The 20,412-nt window shown below is 28.1% G+C and carries 25 protein-coding genes; 3 read left to right on the top strand and 22 right to left on the bottom strand.

Features of this window, described 5'->3' with window-relative positions:
- The first annotated feature begins 30 nt into the window (after positions 1-30).
- The gene (locus L3B98_RS26960; protein WP_015394241.1) at positions 31-390 is read left to right on the top strand and encodes a tetratricopeptide repeat protein; all 360 of its coding nucleotides are present in this window, start codon (positions 31-33) and stop codon (positions 388-390) included.
- A gap of 7 nt (positions 391-397) precedes the next feature.
- On the opposite strand, the gene L3B98_RS26955 is transcribed toward L3B98_RS26960, so the two are convergent.
- The 3 genes from L3B98_RS26955 to L3B98_RS26945 all read right to left on the bottom strand — a co-directional run bounded on the left by L3B98_RS26955 (position 398) and on the right by L3B98_RS26945 (position 3,121).
- Positions 398-1,105 (bottom strand): transglutaminase-like domain-containing protein, encoded by a 708-nt coding sequence (locus L3B98_RS26955; protein ID WP_015394242.1) that lies wholly within the window; start codon positions 1,103-1,105, stop codon positions 398-400.
- A 121-nt stretch (positions 1,106-1,226) separates the two neighbouring features.
- Positions 1,227-1,859 (bottom strand): recombination regulator RecX, encoded by a 633-nt coding sequence (gene recX, locus L3B98_RS26950; RefSeq protein ID WP_238918969.1) that lies wholly within the window; start codon positions 1,857-1,859, stop codon positions 1,227-1,229.
- A 20-nt stretch (positions 1,860-1,879) separates the two neighbouring features.
- On the bottom strand, positions 1,880-3,121 hold the full coding sequence (locus L3B98_RS26945; RefSeq protein WP_238918968.1) for a pitrilysin family protein: 1,242 nt from the start codon (positions 3,119-3,121) through the stop codon (positions 1,880-1,882).
- A 529-nt stretch (positions 3,122-3,650) separates the two neighbouring features.
- On the opposite strand from L3B98_RS26945, the gene L3B98_RS26940 reads away from it, so the two are divergent.
- Together L3B98_RS26940 and L3B98_RS26935 are read left to right on the top strand one after the other, a co-directional pair.
- The gene (locus L3B98_RS26940; protein WP_077364951.1) at positions 3,651-4,322 is read left to right on the top strand and encodes a response regulator transcription factor; all 672 of its coding nucleotides are present in this window, start codon (positions 3,651-3,653) and stop codon (positions 4,320-4,322) included.
- A complete protein-coding gene (locus tag L3B98_RS26935; protein WP_238918967.1) occupies positions 4,322-5,836 on the top strand; it encodes a HAMP domain-containing sensor histidine kinase in 1,515 nt (504 codons plus the stop codon). Before L3B98_RS26940 ends, L3B98_RS26935 begins: the two co-directional genes overlap by 1 nt.
- A gap of 1 nt (position 5,837) precedes the next feature.
- On the opposite strand, the gene L3B98_RS26930 is transcribed toward L3B98_RS26935, so the two are convergent.
- The 19 genes from L3B98_RS26930 to L3B98_RS26840 all read right to left on the bottom strand — a co-directional run bounded on the left by L3B98_RS26930 (position 5,838) and on the right by L3B98_RS26840 (position 20,402).
- Positions 5,838-6,581, bottom strand: coding sequence for an SDR family oxidoreductase (locus tag L3B98_RS26930; protein WP_238918966.1), 744 nt, complete (start codon positions 6,579-6,581; stop codon positions 5,838-5,840).
- 57 nt (positions 6,582-6,638) lie between these two features.
- Positions 6,639-7,571 carry a metallophosphoesterase gene (locus L3B98_RS26925; RefSeq protein WP_238918965.1) on the bottom strand — a complete coding sequence of 311 codons (933 nt, stop codon included), beginning with the start codon at positions 7,569-7,571 and terminating at the stop codon, positions 6,639-6,641.
- A 97-nt stretch (positions 7,572-7,668) separates the two neighbouring features.
- Positions 7,669-8,676 (bottom strand): asparaginase, encoded by a 1,008-nt coding sequence (locus tag L3B98_RS26920; protein ID WP_238918964.1) that lies wholly within the window; start codon positions 8,674-8,676, stop codon positions 7,669-7,671.
- Positions 8,677-9,061: 385 nt separating this feature from the next.
- On the bottom strand, positions 9,062-9,790 hold the full coding sequence (locus L3B98_RS26915) for an amino acid ABC transporter ATP-binding protein (protein WP_077364961.1): 729 nt from the start codon (positions 9,788-9,790) through the stop codon (positions 9,062-9,064).
- The gene (locus L3B98_RS26910; protein WP_077364963.1) at positions 9,774-10,436 is read right to left on the bottom strand and encodes an amino acid ABC transporter permease; all 663 of its coding nucleotides are present in this window, start codon (positions 10,434-10,436) and stop codon (positions 9,774-9,776) included. Before L3B98_RS26910 ends, L3B98_RS26915 begins: the two co-directional genes overlap by 17 nt.
- 15 nt (positions 10,437-10,451) lie before the next feature.
- On the bottom strand, positions 10,452-11,234 hold the full coding sequence (locus L3B98_RS26905; protein ID WP_015394252.1) for a transporter substrate-binding domain-containing protein: 783 nt from the start codon (positions 11,232-11,234) through the stop codon (positions 10,452-10,454).
- 493 nt (positions 11,235-11,727) lie between these two features.
- Positions 11,728-12,513, bottom strand: coding sequence for a transporter substrate-binding domain-containing protein (locus L3B98_RS26900; protein ID WP_015394253.1), 786 nt, complete (start codon positions 12,511-12,513; stop codon positions 11,728-11,730).
- A 252-nt stretch (positions 12,514-12,765) separates the two neighbouring features.
- The gene (locus tag L3B98_RS26895; protein ID WP_077364967.1) at positions 12,766-13,458 is read right to left on the bottom strand and encodes a GntR family transcriptional regulator; all 693 of its coding nucleotides are present in this window, start codon (positions 13,456-13,458) and stop codon (positions 12,766-12,768) included.
- Positions 13,459-13,601: 143 nt separating this feature from the next.
- Positions 13,602-14,213 (bottom strand): aspartyl-phosphate phosphatase Spo0E family protein, encoded by a 612-nt coding sequence (locus tag L3B98_RS26890; protein ID WP_015394255.1) that lies wholly within the window; start codon positions 14,211-14,213, stop codon positions 13,602-13,604.
- 159 nt (positions 14,214-14,372) lie between these two features.
- Positions 14,373-15,089 (bottom strand): HAD family hydrolase, encoded by a 717-nt coding sequence (locus tag L3B98_RS26885; RefSeq protein WP_238918963.1) that lies wholly within the window; start codon positions 15,087-15,089, stop codon positions 14,373-14,375.
- Positions 15,090-15,449: 360 nt separating this feature from the next.
- Positions 15,450-16,346, bottom strand: a complete 897-nt coding sequence (locus tag L3B98_RS26880; protein ID WP_077364975.1) for a GNAT family N-acetyltransferase — start codon at positions 16,344-16,346, stop codon at positions 15,450-15,452.
- A gap of 71 nt (positions 16,347-16,417) precedes the next feature.
- On the bottom strand, positions 16,418-16,933 hold the full coding sequence (locus L3B98_RS26875; protein WP_077364978.1) for a hypothetical protein: 516 nt from the start codon (positions 16,931-16,933) through the stop codon (positions 16,418-16,420).
- 70 nt (positions 16,934-17,003) lie between these two features.
- Entirely contained in the window at positions 17,004-17,282 is a 279-nt protein-coding gene (locus tag L3B98_RS26870) for a hypothetical protein (protein WP_077364980.1), read from the bottom strand.
- A gap of 63 nt (positions 17,283-17,345) precedes the next feature.
- Entirely contained in the window at positions 17,346-17,663 is a 318-nt protein-coding gene (locus tag L3B98_RS26865; RefSeq protein ID WP_238918962.1) for a hypothetical protein, read from the bottom strand.
- A 16-nt stretch (positions 17,664-17,679) separates the two neighbouring features.
- Positions 17,680-18,933, bottom strand: a complete 1,254-nt coding sequence (locus tag L3B98_RS26860; RefSeq protein WP_238918961.1) for a S41 family peptidase — start codon at positions 18,931-18,933, stop codon at positions 17,680-17,682.
- 183 nt (positions 18,934-19,116) lie between these two features.
- Positions 19,117-19,470, bottom strand: coding sequence for a hypothetical protein (locus tag L3B98_RS26855; protein ID WP_077364989.1), 354 nt, complete (start codon positions 19,468-19,470; stop codon positions 19,117-19,119).
- 46 nt (positions 19,471-19,516) lie between these two features.
- Entirely contained in the window at positions 19,517-19,660 is a 144-nt protein-coding gene (locus L3B98_RS26850; protein ID WP_238918960.1) for a hypothetical protein, read from the bottom strand.
- An 86-nt stretch (positions 19,661-19,746) separates the two neighbouring features.
- On the bottom strand, positions 19,747-20,037 hold the full coding sequence (locus L3B98_RS26845; protein WP_238918959.1) for a hypothetical protein: 291 nt from the start codon (positions 20,035-20,037) through the stop codon (positions 19,747-19,749).
- A 101-nt stretch (positions 20,038-20,138) separates the two neighbouring features.
- Positions 20,139-20,402 (bottom strand): hypothetical protein, encoded by a 264-nt coding sequence (locus L3B98_RS26840; protein WP_238918958.1) that lies wholly within the window; start codon positions 20,400-20,402, stop codon positions 20,139-20,141.
- Positions 20,403-20,412 lie beyond the last annotated feature (10 nt).

The raw sequence follows: 20,412 nt of genomic DNA, 5'->3' as shown, positions 1-20,412 counted from the left end.
GGCAATATTTATGCTTCATGGAGGTTTAAAATGAATTATTTTAATGAAGGAAATAAACTTTACAATATTCAAGATTATGAAAGAGCAATAAACTGTTATAAAAAATCTGCTTCACAAAAATTAAACGAAGCATGTTCTTACTACAATTGCGGTGTTTGTTTCATAAAATTAAAAAATTATAATGCTGCTATAACAATGTTGAATAAAGCAATTTCCATTAAACGTGAAAGTAAATATTACTTCAATTTAGGTTATTGTTATGTAATGAAAGAATGCCTTGATTCTGCATTACGCCACTTTAATTTAGCTTGGTCAATGGACCCAAATGATAAGGATTGTGAAAAAGCCATTGACCTTATTATATCAAAATTTCATAAAAAGGCTACATAGGCGTTTTTTACCATTCGCCTGCAAGTTCTTCTTGTTTATGTTTATCAAATAAATTTGAATCAAAATAGTCTCCTTCTTGACCAAAAGTTGTATCAACATTTATCCATTTCTCTTCATTTGGTAAATAAACCTGGTTCCACGCATGCCCTACATAATTCTGTCCATCAAATGCTTGGCCACCAATTAATCTCACTTTAAGATTTGTAGCCCTACACATTGCTACATAAAGACATGCTTTATCAAAACAAATTCCTGTTCTACTTTTGAATGCAGGAATAGCACCGCTCTTAGGCATTTTATCTATATCTTTAATTTCCAATACTTCTTTTGCCTTTTGATTATCATACATAACATTATTAGCAACCCAAGTATATAAAATTTTAGCTTTTTCCCTGTCACTTTTTGCCTTTTGAGTCAATTCAACTGCTTTTTTATTAATCTCTTTATTAGACTTTACGCCTTCATCTACAGTAACTCCATTATAAACAGTTATTTGCTTTAGTTCCCCATTTTTATTTATCTGATTATTTTTGAAAAATGTACTTACAAAATTCCCTTTATGCTCATTAGATATTAATTTATTATTGAAAAAGGAATTAATCGCTGAAGAATTAAATGATAAATTAGGAATAACCAGCATCGCAATAATTATACTTGCTTGAACACATCCTAAAATAATTCCTGAAATAACTACAATAAATCTATTATCTTTCACACTCTCCCCCCAATTATTCTTCCTAATTTATTTTACAATCCCATTATACCAAAAATCAAAAAATTATTCATATAAAAATCTATACTAAAAATGTAGAATATTAAATTATAACCATTTTCTTTTATTCTTCTAACCTTATTACTTCTTTTACAACATCGCTTACAATGTCCATTTCATAGCCCTTAGAAATTAAATATCTATATAATTTACCTGAAATTTTATAATTATCATTTTCTTTCTTTTTTATAACTACTAATTTTTTCTTTGCTATCTCAAGTGCTATATCTCTTTCATTTTCCTTATTTACATTGGCTAATGCTTCTTCTATTATTTCTTTTGATACACCCTTTTGAATTAAATTATATTTAATTTTTTGACTGCCCATAGAGTTTGACTTATCATTTATAAATGCACTTGCATAATAATTATCATTAATAAAATTATATTCTTTGAGAAATTCAATGCTATAATCTATAGCATTTTCTTCATAACCTCTAAGCTTTAATTTTTCTCTCACTTGCTTTTCAGTTTTATAATTTCTTTCCACAATCCGTAACGCTGATTCTTTGCATTTTGCAAAACCTTCTTTTTCAGCCAAAAGTTTAAGTTTATCATAATCTATATTATCCTTCGCCTTAAGATGTTCTTTATATACTAACTCAGCTGAAATAGATAGTGCATATTCACCATCCAAAAATAAATTTACTCTTTCTTTATTTCTCTTTTGAACTTCTATTTTTGTTATTATAGCCATTTTTCTTTTTCACCTTTACTTTAATTTGACTTTAATATGTGAATTGTTGGATTCTTTAATACTATTTTACTCACTTCACTAATCTTAGCTGTATCCAAATTATTTAGTCTATCCATATCCTTAACAAATTCAAATATATCCTCATCTTCAAGTGCTTGATGCAACATATAATTACATAATTCTGCCGAATCCTCTAGCGTTGATATTACAGCAGTTTTGTGAACTTTTTTCATTATCTGTAGATCCTTATCCCCAATTTCAATCTTTCCATCTACAATATCTTTTAAGGTTTTATCAATAGCTTCCTTTGTCTCATCAATATTTTCTTCACTTACAGCTGTATAAATATATAAAGTCTTTATATTTTTTGTTATTTCTAGATGAGTATAGATATCATACGCAAGACCTCTTTTTTCCCTAATTTCTCTAAAAAGAAGTGAATTTGAACTTTCACCTAATCTGTGATTCAATATTCTAAGAGGGAGCTCTTCTCCCTTTCCAAGCTCATTAAATGTATATAAATACACCATGGTACTTTGCTCAATATCCTTTTTGTAGCTAACCTTAATTATTTCCTTATTGCTTTCTTTAATCATTTTTAATGGTTTTGGTTTTTCCCCATTCCATTCCTTAAATTTTTCTTCTACTAATCTTATTGCATCTTCATGACTTAATGCTGAAACTATGCTTATAACTGAATTTTTAGGAGTATAATATTTATCGTAGTAAGACTTTATTTCATCTCTTGTAAACCTAGATACATTTTCCTCAAGTCCAATCACTTCATATTTAAGTGGACTTTCGTTAAAAGCTATTTTATTTACATTTTTAAAACTAAAATCCTCAATATCATCTTTACTCGTTTTAATTTCTGAAAGAATTACCCCTCTTTCTTTTTCTATTTCTTCTGCTTCAAATTTAGGATTAATTATCATGTCTCCTAAAAGTTCTACAGCATTTTCAAACTCTTCCATCAAACAGCTGATTGTATACACCGTCACATCATAATCTGTATAAGCATTATATTCTCCACCCAAAGCTTCTAATTCTTCATTAAGTTGCTCATCATTTCTTGTTTCCGTCCCTTTAAATACAGTATGTTCAATAAAATGGCTTATTCCTTTTTCAGCCATGTTTTCATATAATGCACCAACTTTAACGCCAAGATTTATAGCCGCAATTTGAGAATCTTTATTTATTGTAATTACTTCTAAACCATTATTTAAAATGTGTCTCTTTACATCAAAATTTAATTTAATCATTAATTATTTCGCTACAAAACATTGTAAATCACAGCTTAAATTACTGTTTAATTTCACATACTTTAATTGTAGCTTCCCCCTTCATTTTTTTCTATGACTGTCATCACATTTCAGGCATTTCTAATAATCATAATATTTTTCCAATCATAAATTACTAAATTCAAAAAAATATAGCACACATAATAATAACATAAAATTTAAATATATTTCTATATTTTCTTTAATTTTTACTTTCCCTGCTAATATTTTTTATTGCCCAATTACTTAATAATATTGTACAATATTGTAACACAATTGACGCATTTTTGTAGTAATATTTAATTAAGATTATATATGTTAATATTTATGCTATATACTATGTAATATACATTCTAAAATTATAAAAAATATATAAGTTCCAATTAAGATTAAACATCTCAATTCAAGAAATCTAGAATTGGTTTAGCCATTAACATACAATTGAACATTGCTAATTGGACTATACATACAAGAAATCAGATATTCTTTTTATATAGAGGAGGAAATAATTATGAAAAAATCTATTTTAATTGTAGAAGATGAATTAAGAATTCGATTTTTACTTAGAGATTATTTAATTAAAGAAGATTATAATGTCTTAGAAGCTTCAAATGGTGAAGAAGGTTTATATATATTTAGCACTCAAAAAATTGATTTAGTGCTTTTAGATATAATGATGCCAATTATGGATGGATTAACTATGCTTGAAAAGTTAAGAGATGTTTCAACAGTTCCTGTAATTCTTTTAACCGCAAAAGGTGAAGAAGAAGATAAACTTCAAGGTTATGACGTAGGAGCTGATGATTATATCACTAAACCCTTTAGCCCTAAAGTTTTAATAGCTAAAGTAAAAGCTTTGTTAAAAAGAACCAGAGATGATTTAGATTCTAGCTTTCAAGATTTCAATGGTCTCACCATAAATAAGCTTTCTCATGAGGTAAAAATTGATGGCATTGAAATAATCTTATCCCCAAAAGAATATGAACTTTTAGTCTATTTAATTACTAATGACGGAATTGCCTTAAGCAGAGATAATATTTTAGATAATGTATGGGGAATAGATTATTATGGAGATATTCGTACCGTTGATACTAATGTAAAAAGACTTCGTGAAAAACTTGGCGAAAAAGCTAGCTATATTATAACTGTTCGTGGAAGCGGATATAAATTTGAGGCAAGATAATGAAGCATAGTTTATCGAGAAGATTATTTGGTATAACATTATCTCTGGTTATTGCTTTAGCTGTTATTGCTTTTTTTGCACAAACTCTTCTTTTTGAAAGCTTTTATTTATATAAGAAGACAAACTCATTAGCCCTAGAAGTAAATAAATTTAATGATTTATATTCTCTTCACATTGAAACTGATAAGGATTTAATTAATGCACTTCAAAAGTTCGAAAGTGATAATAATGCAAAAATAATAATTCGTTCTCTTGATGGAAAATATAGATATATTTCAAATAATATTGCTAGTGATAAAGAAAGTTATGATACATTAACTGCATTTGGTGCTGAATTAATCAATGATGAAGAGTTAGTTAATCAAGTTGTAACTTATTCACAAACAAGATATAAAATTTTTGAAAATCAAAGCAGTGGTACGAAAAAGATCGGAATAGTTAGTCCAATATCCTTAAATAGTAAAAATGACTCTATCTTCTTTTGTATTTCATCAATACAGCCAATAAAAGAAGCTTCTGATGTTGCTAGAGAATTTTTGATTTATTTATTTTTAGGCTTAATTACTATTTCAATAATATTAGCTTTAATTTACTCAAACTTAATATCTAAACCATTAGTTAATTTAACTCGTGTTGCAAATAAGATATCTAATATGGATTTTTCTCCTGTTTGTGAAACTGATAGAGAAGATGAAATCGGAAGCCTTGCTAAATCTTTAAACTTTTTATCTAAAAATCTTCAAGCAGCCTTACTGGATTTACAGCAAAAAAATAGGAAACTAGAAGATGATATTGAAAAAGAAAGACAATTGGAAGATATGAGAAAAGATTTTATTTCTAATGTTAGTCATGAACTCAAAACTCCAATTGGAATAATTGAAGGATATGCTGAAGGGCTAAAGGATGGAATTGCTTCCGGCGAGGATGCTACCATGTATTTAGAAACTATAATTGATGAATCTAAAAAAATGAGTGTATTAGTTACTAATATGCTAGAATTATCAAAGTTAGAATCAGGAACTATTAAACCAAATTTTGAAGCATTTAATATAAATCGATTAATAAACAAGATATTAAAAAAGCATAAACCTGACTTTGAAGAAAATAAATTTAACGTTAATTTTAATTCTACAACTCCATATAGTTATGTCTATGCTGACCCATTTCAAATGGAACAAGTATTAACCAATTTAATAACCAACGCAATTAAATATACACCTCCTAAAAATGATATTAATGTAAGTATTGAGGAAGGCTTAGATAAATTTAAAATATCAGTTCAAAATATGGGAGTATCTATTCCTCAAGAAGAAATAGGAAGACTTTTTGATAAATTCTATCGTTTGGATAAATCTCGAGAAAGAACTCAAAAAAATAGTACTGGTATAGGGTTATCAATTGTAAAAAATATTTTACACCTTCATAACAGCGAATTTAATTTTCAAAATATAAATGGTGGAGTAGAATTCTACTTCTATCTTGAAAAGATAGTTTCCTCTGAAGAGGAGGAATAAATTAGATAAATCCACCATCTGCCCGTATTACTTGACCTGTTATATAAGAGGAATCCTCACTAGCTAAAAATACTGCAAGCTTTCCTATTTCACTAGAATCACCAAATCTTCCTAGAGGAATTTCTTCTTCTAGGGATTTTTTTTCTTCCTCCCCTAAAAAGGAATTCATTTTAGTATTTATAACACCTGGTGCAATACAATTTACTCTTATATTGGAAGGTGCAATTTCCTTTGCAAGAGCTTTAGTAAACAAATTCAACCCGCCTTTTGAACTTGAATATAAGACTTCACAGGATGCTCCAACCTCTCCCCACATTGAAGAAATGTTTATTACATTTCCACATTTTCTTGAAACCATATGACTTACTACATGTTTAGTTAAATACATTGCGCCTAAAAGATTAGTATTTATTACATTATTAATTTCTTCTTCTGTTGCATCCATAAATAGTCCAATCTTACTTATTCCTGCATTGTTTACTAGAATGTCTAACTTACCCATAGACCTCAAAGCTTCTTCAACGATTTTCTGGCAAGCATCGTACTTAGCTATATCACCTTTAATTATTGCACCATATCCATTTAGTTTCTTTATTTCTTCTAAAGTCTCCTCGGCGCCTTTATTATCAGAAGAATAATTAATTAAAACACTTGCTCCTGCTTTTGCAAATTCTATGGCTATAGCTCTTCCTATACCTCTTGATGCTCCTGTAATAAGAGCAACTTTATTACTTAATTTATTCATATTTTTATTTAGTAAGAGATAATTATTATCTAATTCTCTACTAAACTTCACCACCTTTTATAATTGTTTAGCATAATCAAAATATTTTTGCAATTTCTCTGGACCACCAGTTATGCTTTTACTAATATATAATGTATCTTTCTTCCCTACTTCTATCTGCCATTTAACCAAGGATATCTCACCATTAGTAATTTCAATGCAGGTTATTGCCGATGGAAAGACACAACATCCATCATTAAAGTATAAGCCTTGATCAGGTTCTGGAAATATATCATTATGAGTATGTCCACAAACAAGAACCTTTTTTTCTTTTTTAGCTAAAGTCTCAAGTGACTCATCTATCTTAGTCCCTTTATCATAATTATTAGCAGGGCTAGTAGGTGCTTTAAAACCAGCAACCCCTTCTAAGAATCTCCAAACATATCTGACTAAAAATCTACTCCACTTCCATAGTTCACAATTTACCATATCAACTTGATGCCCGTGAAAAGCGACCATATAACTATTTGAAGGCATATATTTAAGAATTATTCCTTCATTAAATTGTATATTGCTATAGAGATAAACCAGTTCACGTCCAAATTCTACTCCCACTTCTTCAAAAAGCTTTTGCTGCTTTTTTATAAACTCTGGATTTGACTTAATTATATCATGATTACCAAAAACTAAATATAATCTTTCTTTATAATGAAATTTATTTAAAATAGCAAAGATATCCTTATAAGTATAAGCAATATCTAAACAGTCTTTATTTTTCCATAACTCATCGCCATCACCTAATTCAATTAGAGTATAACCATTTTCATAATAAAATCCAAGGGCTGCTTTATAAATATTTCTATTTTGTCTTAGCGAATCAGCATAACTGCCATCACCTCTATGAACATCACTTATTATTATAATTTTAGAAGAATCATCAAATTCAATCATAGGTTCATTTTTTAAAAGCCTGCTAATAAAACTTTTACTCTTAGAACAACTTTCACCCATATAGCACACTCCTCTCCATATTACTTCATTTATTATATGAAGTGGCTCTTTGGATTGTTATATGGGTTTTTGTAAATAAATTATGAATGCTTCATTATTAATATTCTGCAAATATCTTCTTTATTTCTCCATAGTCCTTAGTTTTAGTTAAAGCTAAAGAAAGTAAGATTCTTGCCTTTGGAGGAGATAAGGTATAGCTAGGTATACAATTATTATATTTATCCATAGCATCATCTTCTAATATTATTCCACTGCCTATTCTCGAAGATCTTACAACTGGAATACCTTTTAATTCAAGGCTTTCTATAGCTTGAAGCCATTTAGTGCTAAAAGTTCCACTTCCTGCACCAGCAATTACAATACCTTCTGAACTTTGCGAAAAATACTTTAGAATTGAAGGATCAGCATCTATATTGAAATATGCTATAGACACTTTAGGTAATTGATTTAATTTTGAAATATCAAATTGCGAATCAATTGTATGTGGTTTAATAGACTTATTAAAAAAATAAGGGATATTATCTCTCATATAACCAAGACATCCAAATTCTATTGAGCTAAAAGCATTTGTTTTAAAGGTATTTACCTTTTGTACATTTCGCCCACTATAAATTCCATCTGAAAAAACAACCATGCAGCCTTGCTCTACAGATAAATCACTTGCTGCTAAAGCAACTGATTGATATAAATTTAAAGGCCCATCAGCGCTTGTGGCAGTTGAAGGTCTCATAGCCCCAGTCAGAACTACTGGCTTACTTGTTTTAACTGTCAAATCTAAAAAATATGCTGTTTCTTCTAAGGTATCTGTTCCATGGGTTATTACAAACCCATCTATATCTTCTTGTTTTGAAAGTTCATTTATTTTATTTGCTAGCGTTAACCAATGATTCACAGTTATATCATTACTATCAACGTTGGCAATTTGCTCACCATATATGTTTGCAATTTTATCAAGATTTGAAACACTGCTGATCAAAGTTTGTATATCTAAATTACCAGCCTGATAATTCGTTGTTTTTCCTTCTTCACCAGTACCAGCAATTGTTCCTCCTGTGGCTAAGATTACAATATTTTTAAGTTCAGAATTTTTTTGATTAATTAACAATTTATTTTCCCCCTCTAACTTATTCACTTTTACTTATTACTTATTATCCAATTAACTCAACTATCAATTGTAAGTTAATGATAAAACTCCAAAGAGAAAGTTTTATTCTCACTTTTGAAGCATTCAATTTTTTCAGAATTTCTAAAATTAATGCGTACCCGATTAATTAACCTATATATCTTATATATTAACATATTTAAAAAGATTTATAATATTTATATGCATAATTGTCATTATCAATCTTCAATCTATGTTGATTCACAATCGATTATTGAACACTGACAACTGATTACTGTACACTCATCATTAATAATTGACCGCGTATATAAACAAAGCATTGTCCCAATTTATGAAATTGAAACAATGCTTTGTTTATAAACCTTAATTATTGATTAATTACTTTATCTAAGAATTCTTTACATCTTTCACTTGTTGGCGCTGTAAAGATTTCTTCTGGATCTCCTTCTTCCATTATATAGCCTTGATCCATGAAGATTACTCTATCAGATACCTCTTTAGCAAAGTTCATTTCATGAGTTACAACTACCATTGTCATTCCTTCTTGAGCCAAGTCCTTCATAACCTTTAGAACTTCACCAACCATTTCAGGATCCAAAGCTGAAGTTGGTTCATCAAATAGCATTATTTTAGGATTCATTGTAAGTGCTCTAGCAATAGCAACTCTTTGTTTTTGTCCTCCTGATAATGTATCTGGATAAACATCCTTTTTATCTTTTAATCCAACTTTATCTAATAAGCCAAGAGCTTTTTCAGTAGCTTCTGCTTTGTTCATCTTTTTCAATTCTAATGGTGCAAGTAACATATTTTCAAGAACAGTTAAATGAGGGAAAAGATTAAAGGATTGAAACACCATTCCTATTTCTTCTCTTAATTTATTTATGTTCTTATTATTAACAAGTTCTTGTCCTAATATCGTAATGTTTCCAGCTTGAATTTCTTCTAAAGCATTTAAACATCTTAGGAAAGTACTCTTTCCTGAACCTGATGGTCCTATTATGCAAAGAACTTCTCCTTCTGTTATATCCACTGATATATCTTTAAGAACTTCATTATGTCCGTAACGTTTCTTTATATTTTTAGCGCTTATTACCATAGCTTGATCTCCTTTCTATATGATTTGAGATTAAAGACAATGCTGTAATTATTACAAAGTACATACAAGCTAAAATTGCATACATTTCAAATGCCATATAGTTTCTAGCAATTATAATTTTTCCGCTTTCAGTAAGTTCCCTTACACTTATTACTGTTAAGATTGAGGTATCCTTCAAAGTAACAATAAATTGATTTAATATTGATGGAATCATAATTTTAATTGCTTGTGGTAAAATAACTTTTCTCATAGCCTTTGAATAACTAAGCCCAAGACATCTTGCAGCTTCCATTTGACCTTTATCTACAGCTTGAATTCCACCTCTGAAGATTTCAGCCATATAAGCTGATGCATTAGCTGTAAGTGTTATTATACCTGCAATGATTGGATCAAATTGAATGTTAAGAGCTTGTCCAACACCAAAGTATAAGAACAATGCTTGCAACATAAGTGGCGTTCCACGTATTACATATATATATATTGTAGCTATTCCTTTTAATATCTTTGAAGTACTTATAGAGAATATTCCTAATATAATCCCTAAAATTACTGCTAATATCAATGAAATTACTGCAAGTTCTATCGTTACTGAAAGTCCACTAAGCAAACTTGGTAAACTATCTATAAACAATTGAAAAATATTCATGTTTCATTCTCCTTACTATTTTCCTATATATTGTCCAACTATTTGGTCATATTTTCCATTTTCTTTTAATTTCTTAAGTCCTTCGTTGAATTTCTTTAATAAATCTGCATTTTGACCTTTTTTAACTGCAAATCCATAATCAACAGTATCTAATTTGTCTCCAACAATTTTTAATTTGGCATTGCTGTCAACTTTAATTTTGTATGCGATAACTGGATAATCTTCTAATAAGAAATCAGAATTTTTATTTTCAACAGCTTGGAACATTGATGGAGAATCATCATAATAATTTAATTTTAAACCACTTGCTTTTTCGTGTTCTTCAGCATACTTTGCTCCAGCAGTACCTTTCTTAACTGAAGCACTTTTCCCATTTAAATCCTCTGCTGATTTAATTGAAGTGTTATCTTTATTTACAACTACTGATAATCCTGATACGAAGTAACCATCTGAGAAATCTAATACTTTCTTTCTATCATCTGTTATAGTCATTGCAGCTATAGCTCCATCTATTTGACCAGCTGTAACACCTGGAATTATTCCATCAAAATCCATTGGTTTTAAATCATACTCAAATTTTTCTTCTTTTGCAATTGCATCTAATAATTCTACATCTATCCCTTTATACTTAGCGTTTTCTTCAAATGAAAACGGCGCAAACTTAGAATCACATGCAATTATGTACTTTTTATTTCCTCCATCTGCTTTTGTATCACCTTTTGATGCACCACAACCTGCAAATATTCCTATTGACATAACTGATGCTAATAAAATTCCTACTAATGCTCTTTTATTCATTTTTACTGCCCCTTTGCAATTTATTAAATTAAACTAAAATTTAAATTTATTGTATATATATGTTCCAATTAAAATATTCAATTATCAATATTAGTCACAAAACTCTACAACAAATTTTTTCGCCTTTATCTGAAACTTATTATATAGTTTAATTCAAAAACTGTCAACACAGCACATTCTATCTTTTACCATTTTTATTTAACAATCATGCATTCAAGCCTTGCAATATACTTATTTATCTTGTTAATTATGGTTTTATTAAATGTTTTAATTTTATTAATTAGATTTTAAATTATGAATCAACTTGCATTCTTTCCTTCATTTTCACAAATTCTTGCAATCTAGTAAAATATACTTATTTATTCAATCAAAGTACTATTAAACAGCAAGGAGCTACAAATTAGAAATTTTGCTTTCCTAAAATTATAGCTCCTTATGAATAATTTTATTCAAAGCTGAATTTGATAAAATTACTTTTCAAACTCAACAATGACTACTTTCCTATATATTGGCCAACAATTTTATCATATTCCCCATTTTCTTTTAATTTCTTAAGACCTTCATTAAATTTCTTTAATAAATCAGCATTTCCACCTTTTTTAACTGCAAAACCATAATCAACATTTGTTAATTTATCTCCAGCGATTTTTAATTTTGAATTAGGATCAACTTTAATTTTATATGCAATTACTGGATAATCTTCTAATAAGAAATCACAATTTTTGTTTTCAACAGCTTGGAACATTGATGGAGAATCATCAAAATAATTTAATGTTATTCCAGCTTTCTTTTCATTATCTTCAGCATATTTAGCTCCTGCTGTTCCTTTTTTAATAGATGCCTTTTTTCCATTTAAATCACTAGCACCTTTGATTGCAGTGTCATCTTTGTTAACAACCAATGATAATCCTGATACAAAATATCCATCTGAAAAATCTAATACTTTCTTTCTTTCATCAGTTATACTCATACCAGCTATTGCTCCATCTAATTGACCAGCTGTAATACCTGGAATTATTCCATCAAAATCCATTGGCTTTAAGTCATATTCAAATTTTTCTTCTTTTGCAATTGCAGCTAACAATTCAACATCTATTCCTTTATATTTTCCACTTTCTTCAAAAGAAAACGGAGCATATTTTGAATCACATGCAATTACATACTTCTTATTTGCATCATCACTTTTAGCTGTATCATTTTTTGCGGCCCCACAGCCCGACATTATACCAATTGACATTACTGATGCTAGTAAAATTCCTACTAAAGATTTTTTATTCATTATATTTCCCCCTTAAATGATTTAAAATTACAAAATCTAATTTGACCTTGTTATTATAATATTTATTTTTTATAAAATATATATTGCAATTATCAATGTTCAATTAATGTTGATTTCCTTTGAAATCTTTAATTTTTGAACAATTCTTTATTACAACATATATACATAACTCATTTATATATACATTGTTAGCTTAAATAATAATTTTATGATTTCTAGCTGTACTAAAAGTTTTCCTAAATCTTTTAATTGCTATACCATTTCTCTTTCATTTGCATAAACTCTTGCTTGAAATTGTGCTATATGCTCAGTTATCAATTCTTCTGACTTTTTGATATCCCTTTCAAGTAATGCTTGTGCAATTTTTATATGTTCTTTTTTTTCATCTAAAAACTCCAATTGTTTGCAATCAATCATAAGAATTCTAGATAGATTTTCCATAATACCTTCACACATATCAATCAATAATGAATTATGAGCGGCACGAACAATGGACATATGAAATATATTATTCAATTCATTGAATTCTGAAACCTTGCTGTTTTGTGATGCTTCAGGAAATTTCATAGCCAAATCTAATATATCTTCAAGTTCTGAATCACTTGCTGTCTTAATAGCTAAACTCACAGCTGCTTTTTCGAAAATAGCTCGCATTTGGAAAGATTCTCTCATACTCTTTTTAGTAACTGGCTTTACCAAATATCCCTTCCTTGGTAAAGACTTCAGATACCCTTGAATTTCAAGTGCACCCAATGCGTCCCTCACTGGTGTCTTGCTCACATTATATTTCTCAGCCAATTCAGCTAATGTAAGAAAATCTCCATCTTTTATTTTTAAATTTAAAATGTCTAATTTAATTTGCTTATATATTTCTTTAGCATATGATTGGTCAGCTTGACACAGAATTATCTCCCCCTTACTGAAATCCCACTGATATATCAGCAATAATAAATAAAAAAAGACAATAAAGCACCTATATAAATAAATGCTCCATTGCCTTCATTGAACTTATTATATTTCAGCAAAATACCTTTTGTCAAGTTTTTATTTTAATTTATTTTTATTTAATTATCAATATTCTGTAAATATCATTTTATCTTCATATATTCCACAATGAGTTCATCTAAATCCTGACTCACCATCAATATTTCATCTTCTCTTCCAATTTTGTCTTCAAGTCCACATAAATGATTCAAATTCTCTCTCAATTCATCAATTTTGTTTTCTAAAAGTAATAACTTATCATCACTTATTTCAATAAAATCATCTTCTATTTCTATATTAATATTTTTTATCTCATCTTGATAAAAAACATTAAACAATTCTATCAACTCGGCTTTAACAGTCATATTATCATTATTACATTCAAATATTTTATCCTTTTTCCCAATGCTTTTTAACATCTCAACAACATAAGTGTCCTCATTAATTTTAATAGGAATTGCAAGTACAGCAATTGGTTTGTTACAATTACTTTCTATTTTAGCAACCACAACATCTTCACTATATGCCCTATACGAAATACAATTATTGCAACGCTCTCCCTTCAAATAATCATAGCAATTCCCCTCGAGCTTAGATATTTCAGGACCTTTAACACATACGACTGCTTTATTTGCTGGTTCAACTATTCTAATAGCATCGTACATACTTTCTATTACATCTAATCTTTTTAAGACATCTTCATATAATCTTGGCATAGCCTCACCCCTCTAAAGTACTATTAATTCCATAATATCACTTTTCATTATATTTTTCATCATATTAGCCTCGACTACTTTCACCAATTAATACTATAATTTATCACTTTCAAGGGGATCTAAAATAATAAATTTTGATTTCATATTACCAGCCCCAAATTAATTATTTTTCGTCTTCGATAAATTCCTTACTATATCAATAATCTCATTAAAATCTTTTATATAGTAATCCGCAAATTTTCTTATTGAATTATAATCTTCTCTGTCATTTTCTAATAAATAGTCTGTAAGTATAGTCTTCATACCCAGCTTTTTTGCACCTTCTAATTCATTAGAACCACCATCTCCAATAAAAATACATTTATACGGAGTAGTATTCATTTTCTTTAATGCAATTTCGTATATTTCACTTTGAGGCTTTAGACATCCCACTTCATATGAAAATATTCTCTCATCAAATAAATTACTTAATGACGATTCATTCCAACACATTACATCAATTATATCTGCATTGCTAATTAAGCATAGCTTCTTCCCGATCTTCTTTATCTCTAAAAGAGTATTTAGAACTTTACTCTCTATATCAATTAATGCTTTTTTAAATCTATTTTCTCTTAACTCCAAAATTTCATTTACTTGATTTTCACTAACCTTCATTCCAATTTTTCCAACAATACTCTCAATTATTTTTTGCGGATTCATTTCTTTTCCAGTTGCTCTCTCTAAATATAAGCTTTCATCTTCTGCATACTTTTCCCATTCTTCTTTTGTTATTCCTAATACATCATTTTCATTTCTAAACTCATTATATCGTGGTGTTATTAATGTAAAGAATAAATCAAAAAACACAACTTCAATACCATTGCTAATATCCACTGTTACCCCTCATTTCTTTAAAATATATACTAAACTATGTTATAGATATCCAACGCTAGAACTATACTTATGCAACAGTTACCGAAATCAGATACATTTATCTTCCACAGGACTAGTGAAATTTTCGCTGGAAGGTTCTAAGTGGAAGGTTGCACCCATTTCTGCATGTTCCTAAAGTAAATTTATGACAAGCAGAAAATGAGACAACCTTCCACTAATAACCATCATCAGCTCAATTTCACATGCCTGCTTCCAGAAAAATGTATATGATTTCTAGTTTAGTGTTACGATTATAATTTCTCAATAATATATATATTACATTTATAAGTTGAATTATTAATTTTGATAGTTCTTCATCTATTAAGTATGAGATAATTCTGGAAACATAAATTGATTATTTTTAAGCAGCATTTTATCTTCTCCAAGAACAAATAGAGTATCTTCACCTACTAATGGTATTTCTATATAAGAACTTGTATCTTTTGGCGTAAAATAAAGTTTTACTTTTTTTATATTTTCATCTGTAAAATATCCAAGCACTAAATCTATAGATACTTCTTTTTCACAAAAAATATCTAATATTTCCATTGTATCTTCAACAAAGTTTGCAATTACAACAGCATCATGATCTTTGATATAATAAATATTATTACTCATAAACATAGTACAATAAAACATAATTAATTCTGCATTACCACACATATAAATTTTAGAAAATGGTGTTATTATATTTGCTTTATTATAAACCAAAGTTCTATCACCTTCATCTGACATATTCAGTTTTTGTGCAACTCCAAGTTTACCATTATTACTTATTAATTTTGTGCATTGATATTGTTTAACTTCAGAAAAACCAAATCTTTGATAGAAATTAAGTACAGAATTATTAGCAAATAAATAAAGCAAATCGCCTTTGTCCTTCCAATCTAGAATAACTCTATCCATAATTGCTCTAAGAAGTCCTTGCTTTCTATAATTCACATCAGTCATAACAGTTCCTAATTGAATATACCGTTTGATTTTACCAAAAATCTCAAGATCCATTATATTAACAGAAACATTTGAAACAACATCATCTCCATCCATAAGTGAATAAGGTATATATTGCTTTTTCCAATATCCATCTTGGTACCATTTTTCAAAATTAAAGCCAAAGGTCTTTTCAGTTAAAGTATTAAAATTCTTTCTATATTTATCATCAGTCCCATTCCCTATAACTAATTTATATTCTTTATTATTGATATTAACGTACTCCACTAACTTATCCCCTTCTAACATATAACACACTTTTTTTATTCTCAATGTCAAATGTTTCTCTATATTAATCTTTATTTAATTTCATTCAAATTCAGTTTAATTGTATAATTCCCCTTTTCTCCATTAACTTTTGTATAATCAAGCGAAAAATAGATATTGTCTTTGATATTATTTATTTCATCTTCACTAAAAAGCTTCTCTGAACTTATACTTCCAACACCTTTATTCAATAAGAACTCATCTGAAAAGGATGTCCCTTTAATATCACCTTGAGATTCCACTGAATTATGTAGAACTATCTTCTCATTATTTTCTCGCTCTTTTAAATAGATTTTTTCCGAATAAGCTTTTATCTTATCATTCTTGCTGCCTGTATATAATATTTCACCACCACTAACCATGTGCTCATTTGTTGAAATAACGATAATTCCATTAGTTATTTTAATATCATTATTTTCTCCACCAAAAGAATACACCTTTAGAACTTGGTTATCCATTTTAGTTTTATAAAATACAGTTGTACTAATAAACACTATGTTCGAAATAATTAATAAAATACACATCAAAATTGTAAGCTGTTTTTTCATTCTTTAAGAATCTCCTCTTTTTATTATTTCCTTCTATGTTTTAGTGTTAAAATATAATGAAAAGAAATGATTACAAATTAGATTTAACTGGCAATACATAAACAATAAGGGCTGATGAAGGACCAACAAATAAGCTATTAACCAATAATTGATATTCTTTTGCAATATTTAAATTATCTGTAATTGAATAACCCACAATACCAAATATGATAGCAATCATAAATAAAGCAATTCTTCTGCTTGTTCTACCAATTAATAATTCTTCTAAGTTCAATTTTGTATATATAAAATAAAATATCATATAAGATGCTACATATGCAGCTAACCCTACAACATAATAAATTTTCATATAAATCCTCCTCAATAATTTACTATTAAACATAATTTTATAATCAGCCTATCTTATTTACCTTTACGAAACTATAAGTATAATTGAAATTATTGAACATGCAAAAATAAATATGCTTGCTCCTATAGATACAATATAATCCTTTTTCTTGTTTAATTTTAAAGAATTAATTCCCAGTACCAATTGTTGTAAACCTAATAAAATCATTAGAATTGGCATACCTAACTTTAACTCATGGTTTAGCATACTAAATATTGCTATTAAAATAATTATTATTACTATTGATATATTTAGTATCTTAAATTTATTATTATAATACATAATTTTCACCTCATAAATTATTAACTCATTGACCTTTTCACTAAGTATTCTACTATTCAATTAAAAATCTCCAAAATTAACCTACAAGTTTTAATACAGTTTGTATTGCCTGATCATCAGAAATATTGTCAGTCCTTTGCGCAGGTACATTTATATCTGGTTCTGTTTTATATTCAAAATCACAACTTCCATCCAAAGTTAATCCCATATCATTTGAAAACCTAAAAAGATATCCACTATTTGGAAGCGAACATATTTCTGGCTCGTAACCAATACCATCTCCACTTGTTTTTTCTCCAACTAATGTAGCAAAGCCTGTATTTTTGCAAAAATTAGCAAATTGATCTGTTGCAGAAAAATCATTATGGTCAATAAGTAGATAGATTTTACCGTTAAATCCCTTGGAATCATATGGTTCAATTTCATATGAGGATACATAATAATATTTAAAATCTTTTTTCAATTCTGGAGGCAAATTTTTAAGATTTTCTTTATCAATATCTGCAATTGGTTTAAGACCATCATAAATAGGATTAGTTAGTTTATCACCAAACGAATACTTTTCTTTAAGAAATGGCTCACTAAATTTTCCACCTCTGAATGCCATATAGAATTTATATTCCATTGGTTTATTAATAAGCATTTGAACCATATCTATCCAAAAAGTTTCAGTTCCTCCAGTATTACCTCGTATATCAATTATAAGAGCCTTATGGTTTTTAATACTTTCAAAATACGGCTTAATTATTTTCATATCCTCATCCAGATATTTATCAAAAAATGAGTGTATATATACATAAGCAACTTTTCCATTTTCTATATCCATTGTTTTAACAGTATTATTATTTGAATTTCCTAATGGAATATTTGAAGTTTCTTTTCCTTTCATAGAAGAATACCGTTCAATAGTTTTTGGTTTATTTACTTCTTCTACCCATCTTCCTTTACTATCAGAATACTTTTCATAATCTCTTTTAAGCAATAGATAAAAATCTTTATCTACCATTGCTACATGATCATTATTAAGATCTGATAATATTACATTTAAGGTATTAAAAAAACTTTCATCATTAGGTGTTGCTTCTATTCTACTAATATAATCATCCTTTTTTGATAACCAATCTACACCTTTTTGTCTTTTGCTTACTTCAAAAAAAGGATAATTTTCCTTAAGTATTGTATACATATATTCAAAATCTTCTAATTTCTCTTTTTCCGTCAATTGTTTTTCATTGAGGCTGCTACTTGATGGTTTGTCCTTATTAATACTACATCCAGTAATCATAAATATAATAACAAATAGCAAAATAACTTTTTTCCTTCTTTTCATAAGCTTACCCTCCTAGTTTAAAACTATGTTCTACTTATAATTAATTAGCATCACCTTAAAAACCACTAACTAAAGCTTTCATCTTTACCTCGAATCAATTTAGTAAACCTAATTATTTTAATTTAAAATAATAGAATTAAGAACAACGTCTTAATCCTACATTATCAATAATATGTTCATTATTTAGCCCAAATCTTCTACAACTATCTTTGAATTTGGATTTGGTTTAGGCAAATTTTTTGCTTCTATTTCCTTTCTACTATCTGGTACAGGTAATGGTACTAATGATTTTGAGTAATCATTCTTAATTGTTGGTTCTAAAACTGTTGAATCATTGCTTTTTGTTGATGGTTGAGACTTATCATTTGCAATGTTTTCTTTACTATCTTGAGAATAAGTTTGTTCTGCTGATGTAGTGACTACGTCTAACTTATTTTCAATTTTATTATTGCTATTATTTAAATTAATAAATGTTAAAGTAATACAAGTGATAGCAATTGTTAATCCAATACCTATTCCATAATACTTTAATTTCATATCAATTGCCCCCTTCTAATTTTGTTTATACTACTAATCCATTATTCTACCAATATAAATAAATTATAACATAATTTACTAATATATCATTCAACATTATTGAAATATTTTTTACTCCATACAAATATATATATGATCTTTTAAATCCAAGAGGATCATAAAGCTCAACAGCCTTTTCATTTAAATTCATTTCCCGAAGTAGTAACACTCACTATCCTAAACAAGATTTTATACATCCTTATGATCAATTTTCTTGTACAACATAAAGTTAAGTATCTATATGAATTCATTTAAATTAAGCTCAACATTATATTTAGCAAGGAACCCATTTAAAAACACATCTATTGGATACTCTTTAAATGTTCTGCTTCTATCTTCTATACCATGCATCCACCTTTTGAAAAAGCCATTCTTTACTTCATCAATTGTAATATTACTATTAAACCTATTCAGATATTTAGTTAGGTATGTTAAGCCTTGCTCATCCTTATCATCATCCGATTTACAATGATGAAAATGTAACAGTGTATTTCCCATATCAAAAAATATCACCTTAATTCCATTCATAACTCCACCTCTTTTTATTTCTAGCTACTTTCTTTTACCTCAACATAAATGAAGAGCCAAGAAAGTGTGATATTCAACTTACTTTTATGGCCCTTTTATAATTATTCTTCTAATTTGTCAATATATTCTTTGGCTTCTACTAATCCATTTCCAGTAGCAATTCTATACTTTTTAATTGCTTCAATTTTATTACCTTTTGAAATTAATTCTCTTAACTCAACATTTAAATCATTGAGTTCTTTTTCAGACAATTGTATTTTAATCGGTTTTTTAGCTATATAAGAAAACAAATATGAACTTGCAAAAATAATATACAAACTTCCAAATACATATTTTTTATCAATTAAATTCAATATACCTAGCACTAAAAAACAA

The organism is Clostridium sp. YIM B02555, assembly GCF_022320955.1.
GTDB classification, from domain to species: Bacteria; Bacillota; Clostridia; order Clostridiales; family Clostridiaceae; genus Clostridium; species Clostridium saccharoperbutylacetonicum.
Note: the sequence above shows the minus strand (reverse complement) of the source record. Positions and strands in the feature narration are given on the sequence as shown.